The sequence below is a fragment of the Nitrospiraceae bacterium genome, assembly GCA_020632595.1.
Lineage (GTDB): Bacteria > Nitrospirota > Nitrospiria > Nitrospirales > UBA8639 > Nitrospira_E.
Genome location: JACKFF010000012.1, coordinates 59,526 through 74,746 on the forward strand (window position 1 = coordinate 59,526; position 15,221 = coordinate 74,746).

Here is a 15,221-nt window from a genome sequence, read left to right on the forward strand (position 1 = left end):
AGGTGGAAAGAGGATCAATGGCGTAGGACGGCTGATCTGCTCTCCGCCAAAAATGGCCTTGTGGGTTCGATCAAACGAAAATTATAAGGAAGGAAATTCAAGAAGAGAAATGAGGCTCTTGGGAATAAAGGCCCCAGCCTCAAACAATTAGTTTCTTATTTCTTTTTGCCCTTTTCGCGCCGGGCCACTTCTAACCCTTTTACCCGCTGTTGATTTTTTCGGTGTTTTCTTCGCAAATCACGATCTTTTTGTCGACCACGTGGCATGGGTGACTCTCCTGAGTGAATTGAAAATGTTAAAAACTTAACGGAGGCCATTTTTACCATAGGCATCATAGGAGGGACAAGAGGTCGTATTGCAGGCGTGTAGGGCCCGTGATAACATCGAAGACTTTTTTGCCAAATCCTAAATACCCTGTCTAACGAAGTATGTCATCTTCACAGTTGGAAAAAACGTACAATCCTAATGAAGTCGAGCAGCGATGGGGTTCCTATTGGATGGAGCACCAACTCTTTCAGCCTGACCTCGGCAACCGATCCACATCATTTTGCCTGGTCATTCCTCCGCCCAATGTCACGGGGTCACTCCACATCGGCCATGCTCTCAATACGACCATCCAGGACATTATCGTTCGATGGCGACGCATGCAGGGACTCAAGACTCTTTGGGTGCCCGGGACGGACCATGCGGGGATTGCGACCCAAAATGTCGTCGAGCGACAACTCGCACAGGAAGGTCAGTCACGAGAAGATCTCGGGCGCTCAGCCTTCATCGAGCGGATCTGGAAGTGGAGACACCAATCGGGAGATACTATTATCGAACAATTAAAACAATTAGGAGCATCCTGCGATTGGTCTCGTCTCCGGTTTACCATGGACGAAGGACTTTCGCGGGCAGTTCGAGAGGTGTTTGTTCGTCTGTACGAGGAAGGCCTTATTTACCGAGGGGAACGTTTAATAAATTGGTGCCCGCGCTGCCTGACAGCCCTGTCTGACATTGAAGTCGAGCACGAACCAATCACAGGAAAGCTTTATCACATTCAGTATTTCCTCGCTGACGATCCAACACAATTCCTCATGGTGGCTACGACCAGACCAGAGACTATTCTTGGAGACACCGCAGTGGCTGTCCACCCTGAGGATCCTCGCTATCAACAGTACATTGGCAAAGAAGTTCGCGTCCCATTGACGACACGAACCATTCCCATTTTAGCTGATCCGATATTAGTTGACCGGGAATTTGGAACCGGAGCCGTCAAAATTACCCCTGCGCATGACTTTAATGACTTTGAAGCAGGCCAGCGACACGATCTTCCACGCCTGGCGATATTCGATTTTCAAGCTCGAATGAGCCCAACAGGACTTCAAGAAGCTCAAGCAGACTCCAGACTTCGAAGCATCCTCAACCTCAAGCCAGCTCAGGAAGCCCGCACCATGGTGATAGAAGCCCTGGAGAAGGACGAACTTCTCTTAAAGGTAGAAGATCACGCCATGGCCATCGGGAAATGTTATCGATGCAAAACCGTTGTCGAACCCTATCTTTCACCACAATGGTTCGTCAAAATCCAACCGTTGGCAACTCCTGCCATACAAGCGGTTGAAGCCGGACACATTCGAATTATTCCCGATGGATGGAAAAACAATTATCTGGGCTGGATGCGCCAGATTAAAGATTGGTGCATTTCTCGCCAAATCTGGTGGGGACATCAAATCCCTGCCTGGTACTGTCGAACCTGCAACAAGGACAGGATACTCAAAACTAGCCAGGTGGGCGAAGTCCCTGAGGATAAAGGCATTTCTTCCGACCAGCTCACAATGAGCTGCTTTATCGCCCCAGACGCACACCCCATCGTCTCGAGAACTCCCCCACAATCCTGTCCAACATGCGGCGGGACGAGCCTTTTTCAAGACCCTGATGTATTAGACACCTGGTTCTCATCGGCCCTATGGCCATTTTCTACCCTAGGGTGGCCAGAAAACACAGAAGACTTTAAATCATTTTACCCAACAGGAACTCTAGTCACCGGACTGGATATTCTCTTTTTTTGGGTTGCCAGAATGATCATGATGGGCCTGAAATTTACGGGGCAGGTCCCATTCCGCGATGTATACATCCATGCCCTGGTTCGAGACGCCGAGGGTCAAAAGATGAGCAAATCCAAAGGAAATGTGATTGATCCCCTAACCAAAATGCGACAATATGGAACGGATGCCCTGCGGTTTACCCTGGCCTCAATGGCCTCTCCTGGCCGGGACATTAAACTAGCCGAGGAACGCATTGAAGGGTATCGAAATTTTGTCACAAAGCTCTGGAATGCCGCACGCTTTATTCATCTCTATGCGGACGGACCGCGGACATCACTCGCAGCAGAATTCCGACCTTTTCCAGATCGATGGATTCTCAGCCGACTGAACCATACGATCCGTGAAGTGAGCCAAGCTTTTGAAGACTATCGCTTTGACCAAGCCGCCTCTGCTCTCTATCAATTCATATGGCATGAATATTGTGATTGGTTCATAGAACTCGCCAAGCCCTGCCTCCAACAGGAAAACCATCCTGATGCCCCTGCCACCCGTCAGACACTTTTAGAATCATTTGAAATCATCCAACGGCTGTTACACCCCGTAATGCCATTTATTACGGAAGAAATATGGCAATCCTTCCCGCACGAAGGGCCATCAATCATGACGCAGCCCTATCCCACTGAAAAGCCGGAATGGTTCAATGCTGAAGCCGAACAGGCTTTTTTACTTCTCCAGGCGTTTGTCAACACGGCGAGAACTGGGCGAGCCTTCCTGAATATTTCCTCCGCTCAAACCCCTTCGATCTATGGAGCGAGCACCCAGGTCAATGACACGGCCCTTCTGACCTTTCTTGCGCCCTATATTGAGTCAATTCTACGCTCATCGGTCATCACAGACCAGGGCATCCCATCTCTCCGTACATTACAATTGCCTTCTGGTCATTTCAGCACTATTGGTATCCCCGTTCCCAATGAGATTGACCTCCATGAAGTGGTTAAAAAAATTCAGAAACAAATTGGAGAAAAAGAAAAAGAAGTGCAGCGCCTAGGCAGTCGGTTATCCTCTCCGGAATTCAGGGAGAAAGCGGATCCTTCCGTAATCCAGGAATCAGAAGACCGCCGTACCAAGCTGATCGATGAGTTGGGAATTCTGAACATGACCGAACAACAACTGGTTTCCATGACGACCTGATGGGTGTGCCTTCTCCCGACTTTCCTGCTTCCCTTTTCTCCATGCGGCGCATAATCAGCGCTGCACTGGAAGAAGATCTTGCCTACGGAGACCTGACTTCAACCCTTCTCATTCCACCGAATTTATTAGCTCGCGCCAACATCATCGCGAAAGGCCACATGATTGTGGCTGGCGTGGCCATTGCCAGGGAGGTGTTTCAAACTGTCGATTCAACCATTGAACTGACCACTCATGCTGGCGATGGAACCATAGTGCGCCCGTCAACCACTATCCTGAGCATGAAAGGAAAGGCACAATCGCTCCTTCAAGGCGAACGTATCGCCCTGAATTTTCTCCAACGGCTTTCGGGGATCAGCACGCTCACCCATCAGTTCTGCGAGGCTGTCCGTGATTATCCAGTCAATTTAGTGGACACACGGAAAACAACACCGGGACTCCGGGCCTTAGAAAAATGGGCCGTTCGCCTTGGCGGGGGCAAAAATCATCGCTTCTCACTTCATGATGGCATTCTCATTAAAGATAATCACTTGATGGTGATGGCATCCCAACGGTTAAACATTACCCAGACTTGCCTATTGGCCAGACAACATGCCCCGCATGGCCTTCGAATTTGCGTGGAAGTCGAAACAATGGCGCAGGTCCGACAGGCCTTGAAGGGAAAGGCCGATGTCCTTTTATTAGATAACATGACCCCCGATCATGTCAGACAGGCCATAGACATCATCAAAAAGCAGGCCTTAGTGGAAGTATCAGGGGGCATGACCTTGGAGAATGTTCGAGATATGGCAGCAGCGGGACCGGATTTCATTTCGATTGGGGCACTCACACATTCCGCCCCATCCATGGACCTTTCCATGGAGATCGTTCCTCTCCGAACAAAAAGACGTCCTCAAAAGCGCGGACCACGAACCTGATTTTACTCTAACCCCCTGACTAATCAGTGGTATCTTCCACTAAACTAGCCGGACTTCTCCCCTCAAAAAAGTTTGGCGAGACCCTTTATATTTTCGAAGAATTAGCCTCAACCAATGCATTTGCCATGGAAAAAGCAAAAAACCAAGCACTTTCTGGAACCGTTATTCTGGCCGACAGACAAACCGCGGGACGAGGTCGATTAGATCGTTTTTGGTTTTCCCCGGGCAAGTCCAATATTTACGGATCTCTCCTTTTTGTTCAAGAGACCCCCATTCAATATTTAGGATGGGTTCCTCTGATGGCCGGAGTGGCCATTGCCCAGGCAATCGAACAACAAGCATCTATTCGTATCGATCTAAAGTGGCCCAATGACTTGGTAATTGGAGGACGAAAATTAGGCGGCATTTTATGTGATTCTTTTCGGAATCCAAAACACCATTCATGCGTGGTTATCGGGTTTGGGATTAACGTTAACCTCTCTCAACCGGAATTTCCTATAGAACTTCAAACGAGTGCGACTTCTCTGAAGATCCATTGTCATGGCGCTGTGGACAGAGAGGAACTCATCATGAAGGTGATCACATCCTTGGAAAAAAACTGGGAAACCCTGAAGGCAAACGGACCTCTGTACTATCTTGAGGAATACACACATTGGTGTGTCACCATTGGGCAACCGATTCAGATTCTGTTTCCTGACGGAAGCCAACTTCAAGGGCTGGCTCATTCCATCGGAGAGCATGGCCAACTACGAGTCATACCCTCCCCTTCCGATTCAAATGATCAATCAGCTAGGATTCGAAATATTCATTCCGGCGAAATCCTTCATCTGCGCACAACCTCCCAACAATAGCCCATCTCTGAAGGATGGCTCAAAAAGGAGTGCCCATTTTTCATGCTGCTAGCCATCGACATTGGAAACTCACAGATCGTCTGTGGGGTTTTTCAAGACAGGATACTGATCTCGCACTGGCGCCTATCCACCGACCATTCCAAGACTCCCGATGAATATGGGATTGTTCTTCGCTCCCTCCTTCAATTTCATAAAATTCTGCCGGAAGACATCTTAGGCTGTATTGTCACGAGTGTGGTCCCCCCTCTCACACATAGTTTCGACATGTTGGCCCAATCATTATTCGGACATCAGCCCCTAATAGTCACCAGTGCATGTCCTCATGGGCTCATCCTCCGATACAAAAATCCAGAGGAAATCGGGACGGACCGTCTCGTCAATGCGGCTGCAGCATTTGCCCGCTATGGACGATATCTCATTATTGTGGATTTTGGGACTGCGACCACATTTTGTATCGTCACCCAAGAAGGCGAGTACCTAGGCGGAGCCATTGCCCCTGGTTTAAAAAGCGCAGCAGATACCCTGCATACCAAAACGGCAAAACTTCCAAAGGTTGATCTGGTTATCCCGGCATCCGTGATCGGCCAGGACACGACATCCAGTATGCAGGCAGGAATCATGTATGGATATGCTGGATTAGTTGATGAAATCGTGAGGAGAATTCAACAGGAAATCGGAGAATTCCCACTTGTCATCGCAACAGGAGGGTTGGCTCAAACAATTGTTCCAATTTCGCACACTATTCAGGAGGTTAGACCCAACCTTACATTAGAAGGCTTAAAGCTCCTCTATGATCGAATGACCCCTCCCTGTGGATAACTTTATGCCAGACCTTTAAATCCTTTAGGTTAACCAAAAATCATAAGAAATTTAAGAGGATGGGTTGACTTGCCAGATGAAGTGACTATCTGACTTGCGACAAGCAATTTGAAATGTCTTTCTCCTCTTACTGGTCATTTATGACGCAACAATCGGGAAAAGGTAAAATCATGTCCTCAACAGAGGAAACTACTGAAGAAGTCACTACAGAAGAAGTCAGCCCTCAAGCACAAACAACCGAGGACACATCAGAAAGTACTTCTGAAAATGGCGTAACGCCGGAAGAAGAACTTCAAATTTTCCAAGATAAATATTTGCGCCTGGCCGCAGAATTTGAAAACTACAAACGCCGAGCCCAGCGGGATCAGAACGATTCGATTCGATTTGGCAATGAATCATTATTGAAAAATCTCCTTCCTATTATTGACAACCTTGAGCGAGCCATACAATGCGCGAAAGATGCCGGAACGAGCGGCCCATTACTGGAGGGAGTAGAGCTTACCCATAAACAATTCCTGGAAACCGTGGGCAAAGTTGGCGTTCGACAAGTAAGCACCACAGGAAACTCTTTTGATCCCGCTATTCATCAAGCAGTGACCCAGGTGGAATCTGAAAATGTGGAGCCGAACACTGTCATCGAGGAATTTCAAAAAGGATATTTATTGCATGATCGGATTTTACGTCCAGCGATGGTAAGCGTAGCAAAAGAAAAATTAGAATTGACTGATCCTGGTTCAACTGAAGAATCTGGTGAAGAGGGAGGAATACACGTATGAGCAAAATTATTGGGATTGACTTAGGAACAACAAATTCTTGCGTGGCGGTGATGAGTGGTGGAGACCCAACGGTTATTGCTAATTCAGAGGGCGGACGGACCACCCCTTCGGTTGTGGCTTTGACCGACAAAGACGAACGATTGGTCGGACAGATTGCCAAACGGCAAGCCATAACCAACCCCGAAAATACTATTTATTCGGTGAAACGTCTTATGGGGAGAAAGCATGCTTCTTCAGAGGTCAAAAATGCGGCAAACCGGCTTTCGTATAAGACCGCCGAAGGTGCTAATGGGGATGCCCACGTCATCATTCGAGGGAAAAGCTATAGTCCAGCAGAAGTTTCTGCCATGATCCTACAAAAAATGAAGCAAACGGCTGAAGATTATTTGGGGGAAAAGGTGACAGACGCTGTCATTACGGTCCCAGCCTATTTTGATGACAGCCAACGCCAGGCGACCAAAGACGCAGGAAAAATCGCGGGATTAAATGTCTTGCGCATCATCAATGAGCCGACTGCAGCATCACTGGCCTATGGACTCGACAAGAAAAAAGATGAACGTATCGCGGTCTACGATCTCGGTGGTGGAACCTTTGACGTTTCCATTTTAGAAATCGGTGAAGGAGTCTTTGAAGTCAAATCCACAAATGGTGATACCTTTTTGGGCGGAGACGACTTTGATCTTCGGGTCATGGATTGGCTGGTTGAAGAATTCAAAAAAGATCAAGGAATTGATTTACGAAATGATCGAATGGCCCTGCAACGATTGAAAGAAGCCGCCGAACGGGCAAAAATCGAGCTTTCCTCCTCCCAAGAGACCGAAATAAATTTACCCTTCATCACTGCCGATGCCAGTGGACCAAAGCATTTGGTACTTAAACTCACCAGATCAAAATACGAGCAATTGGTCAATGATTTAATTGAGCGAACAATCGAACCCTGCAAAAAAGCCCTTGCCGATGCTGATATGACCACCAGCGACATCAATGAAATCGTCTTGGTAGGTGGAATGACTCGGATGCCGAAAGTGATTGAACGAGTTAAGCAATTTTTCGGCAAAGAACCCCACCGTGGCGTGAATCCTGATGAAGTCGTGGCAATCGGTGCGGCCATTCAGGGTGGAGTCCTCAAGGGAGATGTGAAGGATGTCTTGTTATTAGATGTCACCCCGCTATCACTCGGCATCGAAACATTAGGGGGAATTTTCACGAAACTCATCGAACGCAACACGACCATACCCACCAAAAAGAGTCAAATTTTTTCAACCGCCGCCGACAACCAAACTGCCGTGACCATCAGAGTCTTCCAAGGTGAGCGGGAAATGGCCAATGACAATAAACTCTTGGGACAGTTTGATTTAGTAGGTCTTCCGATGGCACCAAGAGGTGTTCCCCAAGTTGAAGTCACATTTGATATTGACGCTAACGGTATTGTACACGTCTCAGCCAAAGACATGGCCACGCAAAAGGAACAATCAATCAAGATCACGGCATCTAGCGGATTAAGCAAGGAAGAAGTTGAGCGTCTGGTTAAGGAAGCTCAAAGTCATACCGAAGAAGACAAAAAGAAACGGGAATTGGTCGAAGTCAAGAACCAAGCCGATACCCTTATCTATAGTACCGAAAAGAATTTGAGCGAGCATGGAGACAAGATTGAGGAAACAGAGAAGTCCAACATCTCCGGGGCGGTTGACGCACTTCGTAAAGCTATGGAGGGAACCGACCTCGAAGCGATTAAAACCGCCATGCAAAATCTCACCACCGCCTCTCATAAATTAGCAGAGGAAATGTACAAAAAAGCTTCTACGGATGCCTCTGCCACCGGCTCTGGACCAGATGGCGGCCCAGGAACCACCGGCGGCGAAAGCGCTGGCAGGGAGGAAAAGGTTGTAGACGCAGAATTTGAAGAAGTTGATAAAGGCAAGAATTAAAGACTTTTGAACAGATTGATGAACATAGGCATACATTTTTCCACCTTTGGACAACGCTGATGGCACAGACCCAAAAACGAGATTATTATGAAATTCTCGGGGTGGACCGTAATGCCTCGGAAGAAGACATTAAAAAAGGCTTTAGAAAACTTGCCAGGCAACATCACCCGGACCTGCATGCTGACCCAGTTCAAAAAAAAGCGGCTGAGGAAAAGTTTAAGGAAGCCGGGGAAGCCTATGAAGTACTCAGTGATCCAGATCGCCGAAGAAAATATGACATGTTTGGTCATGCAGCGGCCGGCCAAGGAGGAGGAGCCGATGGATTCGGGTTTGGAGGTGGCGGCTTCGGAGATATGTTTGGGGATATTTTTGAGGACTTTTTTGGTGGAGGCAGAGGTCAAAATCGAGCCGAACAGGGCAATGATCTTCAATATAACTTAGAAATTTCCTTTGAAGAGGCCATTAACGGCAAGGAAGCCAAACTCAAAATTCCTCGTTGGGAAGTCTGTGAAACCTGCCATGGAACTGGCGCGAAATCCGATCAAGCCGTCAAACCCTGTTCCGCATGCCGTGGAGCCGGACAAATACGGTTACAACAAGGGTTTTTCACCATTAATCGAACCTGTGGGCAATGCCAAGGATCAGGTCAAGTCATTGCCGACCCGTGCAAGACATGTAGAGGACAAAGACGCGTTCACAAGGAACGGCTCTTGGCAGTCACCATTCCAGCTGGAGTCGAATCCGGCATGAGACTTCGGCTTTCCCATGAAGGGGAACATGGCATGAATGGTGGACCTCCTGGAGATTTGTATGTGGCACTCAATGTCCGGCCTCATCCGCACTTTCAACGAAAAGGCCAGGATATACTCTATGACCTTCGATTGGATTTTGTCACAGCGACGCTTGGAGGAAAAGTCGAAGTGCCTACATTAAGTGGAACAACCATGGTGAAAATCCCTGGAGGGACCCAACACGATCAAATTCTTCGCCTCAAAGGGTTGGGGGCTCCTGGTCTTAAGTCCCAAAATCGTGGCGATCAACTGATTCGGACTAAAATTCAAATTCCTACAAAACTGACTCCAAAACAACACGAGCTTCTTTCCGCATATGCGGAAGAGTGCGGAATATCTACGGACACGCAAGGAGAAGGCCTGTTCGATAAAGTGAAAAACATGTTTGATTAACCAGCCTCTTTTACTTCCTCTCCATCTTCACGGAAACAGATGCCCGTCTTTTTCATCCATTCAACCCAGGTTGAGGATGATAGAGTCACGATCCCCGATCCCTTATTCAGCCATCTTTCAAAAAGTTTACGAATGAGACCGGGAGATCCGCTTATTCTTAATGATGAGCAAAATCGTCGATACCAAACAACAATTCTTCAGATAACCAAAAAGACTATCTCTTCGACGGTTCTGAGTATTCAAGAATGCCCTCTCTCCTCCACAACCCCTATCACCCTCGCACAAGCAATTTTAAAAGGAGAGAAAATGGCCTGGGTCATCCAAAAAGCCACCGAACTTGGGGTCCATGCGCTTGCACCACTGATTACGGAAAGAGTCATTTTACGCATGTCCCCAGCTCAGGCAACAAATTGTCAGGAGCGATGGGATCGCATTGCCTTGGAAGCGGCCCAGCAAAGCGAGCGATGGAGCATCCCAAAGATACTTCCCATCCAGACCTTTCAGGAATTTCTACGACAGAAAAATAAAGGAATACAAATCATGTTAGCCGAGCGGCAGGAGAAAGCTTTGCTATCGACCATGGACTTACCACCGGATAATCCAAACGGAATTACGGTGTTCACCGGCCCAGAAGGAGGTTGGACGAGGGAGGAACGCGAGATAGCCAAAAACCTGAATGTAGTTTTTGCCACATTGGGGCAGGGAATTTTACGAGCAGAAACTGCAAGCCTGGCCTCATTGGTTATTCTACAGGCCAAACTCAACTATCTCTGAAATACAACAACGAAAGTGCCAAGCACTAGGGTTGGGATGAGGAAGATTTCAAATGAATGATCGTCCCATGGTCTCCCACAGCAAACCCATTAGAAAGTTCCAGGAATGATTGAGCATACAGGGTTTCAGAGTTGAGAGGTTCAATTTCCTGCCACGTAAAGCCAGCGTCATGAGTTTCTAAAATGGTTCCCCGCTCACCGACGATTCGACCAACCAGTGAATTTATAAACCTAATATTCACCAAATCAGCGGGTTTAATACATGGACTTCCACAGGATCGAGTATGGTCAACCCATACTTTGCCTCCATTCAGCGTTTGGAACATAGTTCCCTGCGTCCCAACAACCCATCCAGCCACATTATCCGTAAACACAATATCAAAAAATGTGGCGGGATTATTGGTGGTCTGGAGCCCCCAATTCTTTCCCCCGTCAGTAGTTGCCAAGATGACACCAAGGGCACCAACGGCCCAACCATGGTTTTCATTAAGAAAATGAACACCAAAGAGATCTGCTGTCGTCCCACTGACCTGATCAGCCCAACTTTCTCCCCCATCTTCCGTATGTAAAATGACACCACGGGAACCGACCACCCATCCATGATCGGTCGTCAGAAAATCAGCCGCATAGAGCGTTCCATTTGTCCCACTCTCCTGCGAGATCCACTTTTTTCCACCATCTACAGTATGCAATACTGTTCCGTTTTGTCCAAGAATCCATCCGTGCGTTGCATCCGCAAAAGTTACCGCAGTTAATAACGCATTGGTGCGTCGAGGGCTAGAAACCCAGGTAGTCCCACCGTCGTCGGTGTGAAGAATCGTCCCTCCTGCTCCTACGATCCATCCCTTTCTGGCATCCAGAAAATGCACACCAAGAAAAGTCACCTTGGTAGGACTGGTTTGGAGTGAGAGAGCAGACGAAGTGGTTTGAGGAAAGGTTGGCTGAGGGTTCACAACCAAGGCTATACCAGCAAGGACTCCCAACACACATAGCCCGACCGTTTGATTCCAGGCAGGGCGGTTTTTTTTCAATAGATCATGATTCTTAATTATGCCAGAATTCATTATTGTGCCCGCCCCTTTTCATTCCAATAATCTTTGTCAGGAAGGCCTCTCTTTAAAATCGTAAATGGCCCCCCCACGACCGTGATATACTTTTTTGGCGTACAGCATTCGCCGGTATCCAACATATCCCATGACCCTCGCTTCAAAATCAGTTCCCCTTTAGTGAGGTCAGGCTCAAAACCTTCTGGGTTTCCAAAACCAAAGACCGGACGGCGAGGAACACGGATCCTGATCTCCGTATCGGTCCATGATTCGACATGGGTTGCAATGCCGTTCACCAGCACCTCACTGCGAGACACATCCTGCCCTAATCTATAGTTATGCCAGTCATGGGCTTCCTGATTGAGAGATAAACGAGTGGCTTCGGATATCTTCAGAAATTCACCAAATCCCTTACCCGTAATAGTCACGACTTCGTCCAAGCCGGCTTCTTTGGGAGAATAGGAGTGAATTTCCGGCTGAACAACAGTAAAATCTCCGGCCTTTAATGTCACAATTTCTTGTCGTTCACAACAGGTGCCATCACTTTTAGGAGTAGCTCCTCCACGTTTCACAACCACCGGACCGCTTTTGGCGCTGAATGGCACCCATACATCGATTTGTTCATCAAGCCAACGGTGAATGACAGCCGGCACTCCCCCAATCTCCACCCCATTGCCACCTGAGAGAAAATCAAAGGCATATGCCGTTCCGCCGGCTTCTGAATACACACCGAAATTTTTTCCCTTAATCGTCATGAGTGTCCCAATTGGTCCTTGGGAGGGAATCATTCCTGATATCTGACTGGTCAATATGGTAAATGTTCCAATCTCCCGCTCATTTCCTTTTCGATGGAGTATCAGGGAACCTGATTCGGCATTTAACGGCACATGGGCCACAATGGTTCGATCGGACCATTGCGCAATGATCGCAGGTTTTCCTCCAAAAAATATTCGTCCATCTCCAGGGCGGCTTTCTCCAAATCCCTGACCCGACAGCACGACCTTACTCCCGATTGGGCCCTCCGTAGGATCAAAGGCAATCGAAGGAATTATCGTCAGAGGGACGGCATTACTGACCGCATATTCAACAGGTGCACAACATGATCCATCTGGTAGGGGGTCGCTTGACGCTAAGCGCACTTCCACATCCCCGGACTTGGCATTAGCCGGAATAAGAACTTCAATTTTGGTTGGCCGCCATCGTCGCACCTCCGCACGAATCCCATTGATCATCACTTGATTGACCCCGAACATAGTATTGGGATCACGAGACCCAGCCGTATTGCCGAAATGTTCCCCAACAATCGTGAGCAAGGAACCCGCTTCGGCTTGCGAAGGATTCAAGCTCGCAATACGGACTTTGGTAACGGAAAAAATTCCGGCTTCTCTTTTGTCCGATCCATTGATAACCATGACAGGGCCGGAACGAGCCTGCAAAGGCACCTTCACCAGAATAAAATCAGGTTCCCAGGATTGAATGAGCGCCGAAACACCCTGAAATTCCACTCGATTAGCCTGAGTATTTTTGAATTCACCAAAGCCTTCCCCACTAATTGTCACTGTCGTGCCAGGAGGCCCATCGGAAGGGAACATCTCAGCATAGGCCATTGATGAGAAAAGGAAAAAACCTAAGGCAACGCTCAAGAGACTTCTAACTCGTTTCATAGGTAACAAACCTTGCTTATTGATTCAAAAAATGAATTAGGTATGAACAATGGACTTCTTCATTAAATCAAACTGGAAAGGGGAGCCAACCCAACTTCGGGCTACCAACACAGGGGATGGAACCAAGTCAGAGCGGGTTTCCAAAAAGACTATATCAAGCGATCTTTTCATGCGTCAATTTAAAGGAACTGTATAATCAGAAGGATGAACATTCACAGCCATTTCTTACCATAGAATTTTCGAAACACGCTCAGTTTTACCAGTGCCCTTTTAGGATCAAATGGCTGAAAAAAATTTAAAATCACATAGGTAAAATATCTCCCGACACCCTTCTTAATGGAGCTGTTCCGATTTGAACAACCCGAAATAGAAGCAGCCTCACAAAATTCAGATATCGAGCCATCGCAACAACGCCTAAAATCTCAAATAAAGCGGCTAGAGGACCAAGAGGAATGAATCCAAAGCAGGAGCCGGTTGTGCGCGTGCTGAAGGGGTAATTTCAGAGTATGAACCAGCTTAAGGGGGAGATACTTGAACGATCAATTCAAGCTCGATTGGAGCATGAAGAGGTAATTCGAATGCCCCAAGAGCCAATCTGGCATGGCGGCCGGCATCACCAAACAGCTTGACCAACAAATCAGAGGCCCCGTTAATTACCGCAGGCTGATCCACAAACCCTTCCACTGACGCTACATGCCCCGTCAGGCGAACCACCTGTTTGAGACACGCGAAATCTCCCATCATCTCTTGGAGAATGGCTAACCCGTTGAGCATGGCTAATTGCGCAGCGGCAGCCCCTTCCTCTACGGTCAGCTCTCGCCCGAGTTTTCCAGGCTGCACAATTACCCCGTCACGAAAAGGCAGCACCCCACTCACAAAGATTAGGTCTCCTGCCTGACGAGCCGGAACATATGACCCGACAGGACAAGGGGCCGCCGGCAGCTTTAACCCCAATCGGCTTAATGCTTCATGAACACCCATAGTGACGCAACTACTCACTTAGGAAGCACGCTTACTCATCGATCGTCGTTGATAAAGATCTACCGCCTTATTATGATCCGCTAATGTCACAGAAAATTGATGACTCCCATCGTTCCGTGCCACAAAATAGACAAAATCGGTTGTCGTTGGATAGAGCGCAGCATGAATTGCAGCCAAACCCGGATTGGCAATGGGTCCAGGAGGAAGCCCGCGTACCTTGTAAGTGTTGTAGGGACTATCGACCGACAGATCGGCTTTCCGAATATTTCCATCAAACGACTCGAGAGCATAGATGACGGTGGGATCGCTCTGCAAGGGAATGCCCAGCCGGAGACGATTATGAAATACTCCGGAAACCAGGGGTCGTTCAGCTGCTAACCCCGTTTCCTTTTCCACCACGGAGGCTAGGGTCAACACCTCTTGAAGAGTCATGCCCATGACCGTTGCCCGGTCTTTGAGTTCGGGATTCATCACATCATGAAACCGGTGAACAAATGTTCGAATAATGGATTCTGGAGGAGTAAAGCGAGAAAAATGGTAGGTATCAGGAAAAAGATAACCCTCTAATGTGGGTGCCTGAATATTCAGACTCTGAATAAATACCGGGTCATGGCTTAATCGAAAAATATCCTGCTTGAGGGCAAGACGTTTTTGATCCAGGATATCCGCAATTTGTGCAACCGTATAACCTTCGGGTATGGTAATGGCATATTGATAGACTTCCCCTTTCACAAGTTTGTGTAGTAATTGGGTGGGTTGCATTCCCGCATCCAATTCATACTCGCCTGGAATGATATTTCGATCGACCCGCTGCACACGCCCCAAAAGAGAAAAAAACCATTCTGATCCAATGAGGTGATGTTGATCGAGAATACGGGAAACCTGGGTAAAAGGCGTACCGGGTGGGATTTCGACAAGAACCGGTTCGGTTGATCCACCCATGGGTTGATTCATCCACACAAACCCACCCATGACCAGAACTATACCCGTTAAAAGACTTACTACGGTCCGGCGAACAAGGATCACGTCACGACGTCCCCTTTCCTACTGCTCCCCGTCAGTCCATGTGG

General features: G+C 48.0%; 12 protein-coding genes. 8 read left to right on the forward strand and 4 right to left on the reverse strand.

The window, feature by feature from the left end:
* The first annotated feature begins 428 nt into the window (after positions 1 to 428).
* From H6750_17490 to H6750_17525, 8 genes are all read left to right on the forward strand, one after another.
* Entirely contained in the window at positions 429 to 3,215 is a 2,787-nt protein-coding gene (locus H6750_17490) for a valine--tRNA ligase (GenBank protein ID MCB9776101.1), read from the forward strand.
* The gene (gene nadC / locus H6750_17495; protein ID MCB9776102.1) at positions 3,215 to 4,129 is read left to right on the forward strand and encodes a carboxylating nicotinate-nucleotide diphosphorylase; all 915 of its coding nucleotides are present in this window, start codon (positions 3,215 to 3,217) and stop codon (positions 4,127 to 4,129) included. The genes H6750_17490 and nadC overlap by 1 nt, the downstream gene beginning before the upstream one ends.
* A 26-nt stretch (positions 4,130 to 4,155) precedes the next feature.
* A complete protein-coding gene (locus H6750_17500) occupies positions 4,156 to 4,980 on the forward strand; it encodes a biotin--[acetyl-CoA-carboxylase] ligase (protein MCB9776103.1) in 825 nt (274 codons plus the stop codon).
* Positions 4,981 to 5,022: 42 nt separating this feature from the next.
* Entirely contained in the window at positions 5,023 to 5,799 is a 777-nt protein-coding gene (locus H6750_17505) for a type III pantothenate kinase (GenBank protein MCB9776104.1), read from the forward strand.
* 140 nt (positions 5,800 to 5,939) lie between these two features.
* Complete coding sequence (gene grpE / locus H6750_17510; protein MCB9776105.1) at positions 5,940 to 6,575, forward strand: nucleotide exchange factor GrpE; 636 nt, start codon at positions 5,940 to 5,942, stop codon at positions 6,573 to 6,575.
* Entirely contained in the window at positions 6,572 to 8,503 is a 1,932-nt protein-coding gene (dnaK, locus tag H6750_17515) for a molecular chaperone DnaK (GenBank protein ID MCB9776106.1), read from the forward strand. Before grpE ends, dnaK begins: the two co-directional genes overlap by 4 nt.
* 59 nt (positions 8,504 to 8,562) lie before the next feature.
* Positions 8,563 to 9,687 (forward strand): molecular chaperone DnaJ, encoded by a 1,125-nt coding sequence (gene dnaJ, locus H6750_17520; GenBank protein MCB9776107.1) that lies wholly within the window; start codon positions 8,563 to 8,565, stop codon positions 9,685 to 9,687.
* A gap of 39 nt (positions 9,688 to 9,726) precedes the next feature.
* Positions 9,727 to 10,461, forward strand: a complete 735-nt coding sequence (locus H6750_17525; protein ID MCB9776108.1) for a 16S rRNA (uracil(1498)-N(3))-methyltransferase — start codon at positions 9,727 to 9,729, stop codon at positions 10,459 to 10,461.
* Between the two features lie 25 nt (positions 10,462 to 10,486).
* Here the strand turns inward: H6750_17525 and H6750_17530 are convergent, their stop codons facing one another.
* From H6750_17530 to mltG, 4 genes are all read right to left on the reverse strand, one after another.
* Positions 10,487 to 11,524, reverse strand: a complete 1,038-nt coding sequence (locus tag H6750_17530; protein ID MCB9776109.1) for a hypothetical protein — start codon at positions 11,522 to 11,524, stop codon at positions 10,487 to 10,489.
* Positions 11,524 to 13,170 (reverse strand): IPT/TIG domain-containing protein, encoded by a 1,647-nt coding sequence (locus H6750_17535; protein ID MCB9776110.1) that lies wholly within the window; start codon positions 13,168 to 13,170, stop codon positions 11,524 to 11,526. The genes H6750_17530 and H6750_17535 overlap by 1 nt, the downstream gene beginning before the upstream one ends.
* A gap of 516 nt (positions 13,171 to 13,686) precedes the next feature.
* Positions 13,687 to 14,151 carry a RidA family protein gene (locus H6750_17540; GenBank protein ID MCB9776111.1) on the reverse strand — a complete coding sequence of 155 codons (465 nt, stop codon included), beginning with the start codon at positions 14,149 to 14,151 and terminating at the stop codon, positions 13,687 to 13,689.
* An 18-nt stretch (positions 14,152 to 14,169) separates the two neighbouring features.
* Complete coding sequence (mltG, locus tag H6750_17545) at positions 14,170 to 15,177, reverse strand: endolytic transglycosylase MltG (GenBank protein MCB9776112.1); 1,008 nt, start codon at positions 15,175 to 15,177, stop codon at positions 14,170 to 14,172.
* Positions 15,178 to 15,221: the final 44 nt, after the last annotated feature.

What these genes read in the sequence shown, in the direction of transcription:
- H6750_17490 (MCB9776101.1), top strand. Translation starts at nt 429, where the DNA reads ATGTCATCTTCACAGTTGGAAAAAACGTACAATCCTAATGAAGTCGAG.
- nadC (MCB9776102.1), top strand. Translation starts at nt 3,215, where the DNA reads ATGGGTGTGCCTTCTCCCGACTTTCCTGCTTCCCTTTTCTCCATGCGG.
- H6750_17505 (MCB9776104.1), top strand. Translation starts at nt 5,023, where the DNA reads ATGCTGCTAGCCATCGACATTGGAAACTCACAGATCGTCTGTGGGGTT.
- grpE (MCB9776105.1), top strand. Translation starts at nt 5,940, where the DNA reads ATGACGCAACAATCGGGAAAAGGTAAAATCATGTCCTCAACAGAGGAA.
- dnaK (MCB9776106.1), top strand. Translation starts at nt 6,572, where the DNA reads ATGAGCAAAATTATTGGGATTGACTTAGGAACAACAAATTCTTGCGTG.
- dnaJ (MCB9776107.1), top strand. Translation starts at nt 8,563, where the DNA reads ATGGCACAGACCCAAAAACGAGATTATTATGAAATTCTCGGGGTGGAC.
- H6750_17525 (MCB9776108.1), top strand. Translation starts at nt 9,727, where the DNA reads ATGCCCGTCTTTTTCATCCATTCAACCCAGGTTGAGGATGATAGAGTC.
- H6750_17530 (MCB9776109.1), bottom strand. Translation starts at nt 11,524, where the DNA reads ATGAATTCTGGCATAATTAAGAATCATGATCTATTGAAAAAAAACCGC.
- H6750_17535 (MCB9776110.1), bottom strand. Translation starts at nt 13,170, where the DNA reads ATGAAACGAGTTAGAAGTCTCTTGAGCGTTGCCTTAGGTTTTTTCCTT.
- H6750_17540 (MCB9776111.1), bottom strand. Translation starts at nt 14,151, where the DNA reads ATGGGTGTTCATGAAGCATTAAGCCGATTGGGGTTAAAGCTGCCGGCG.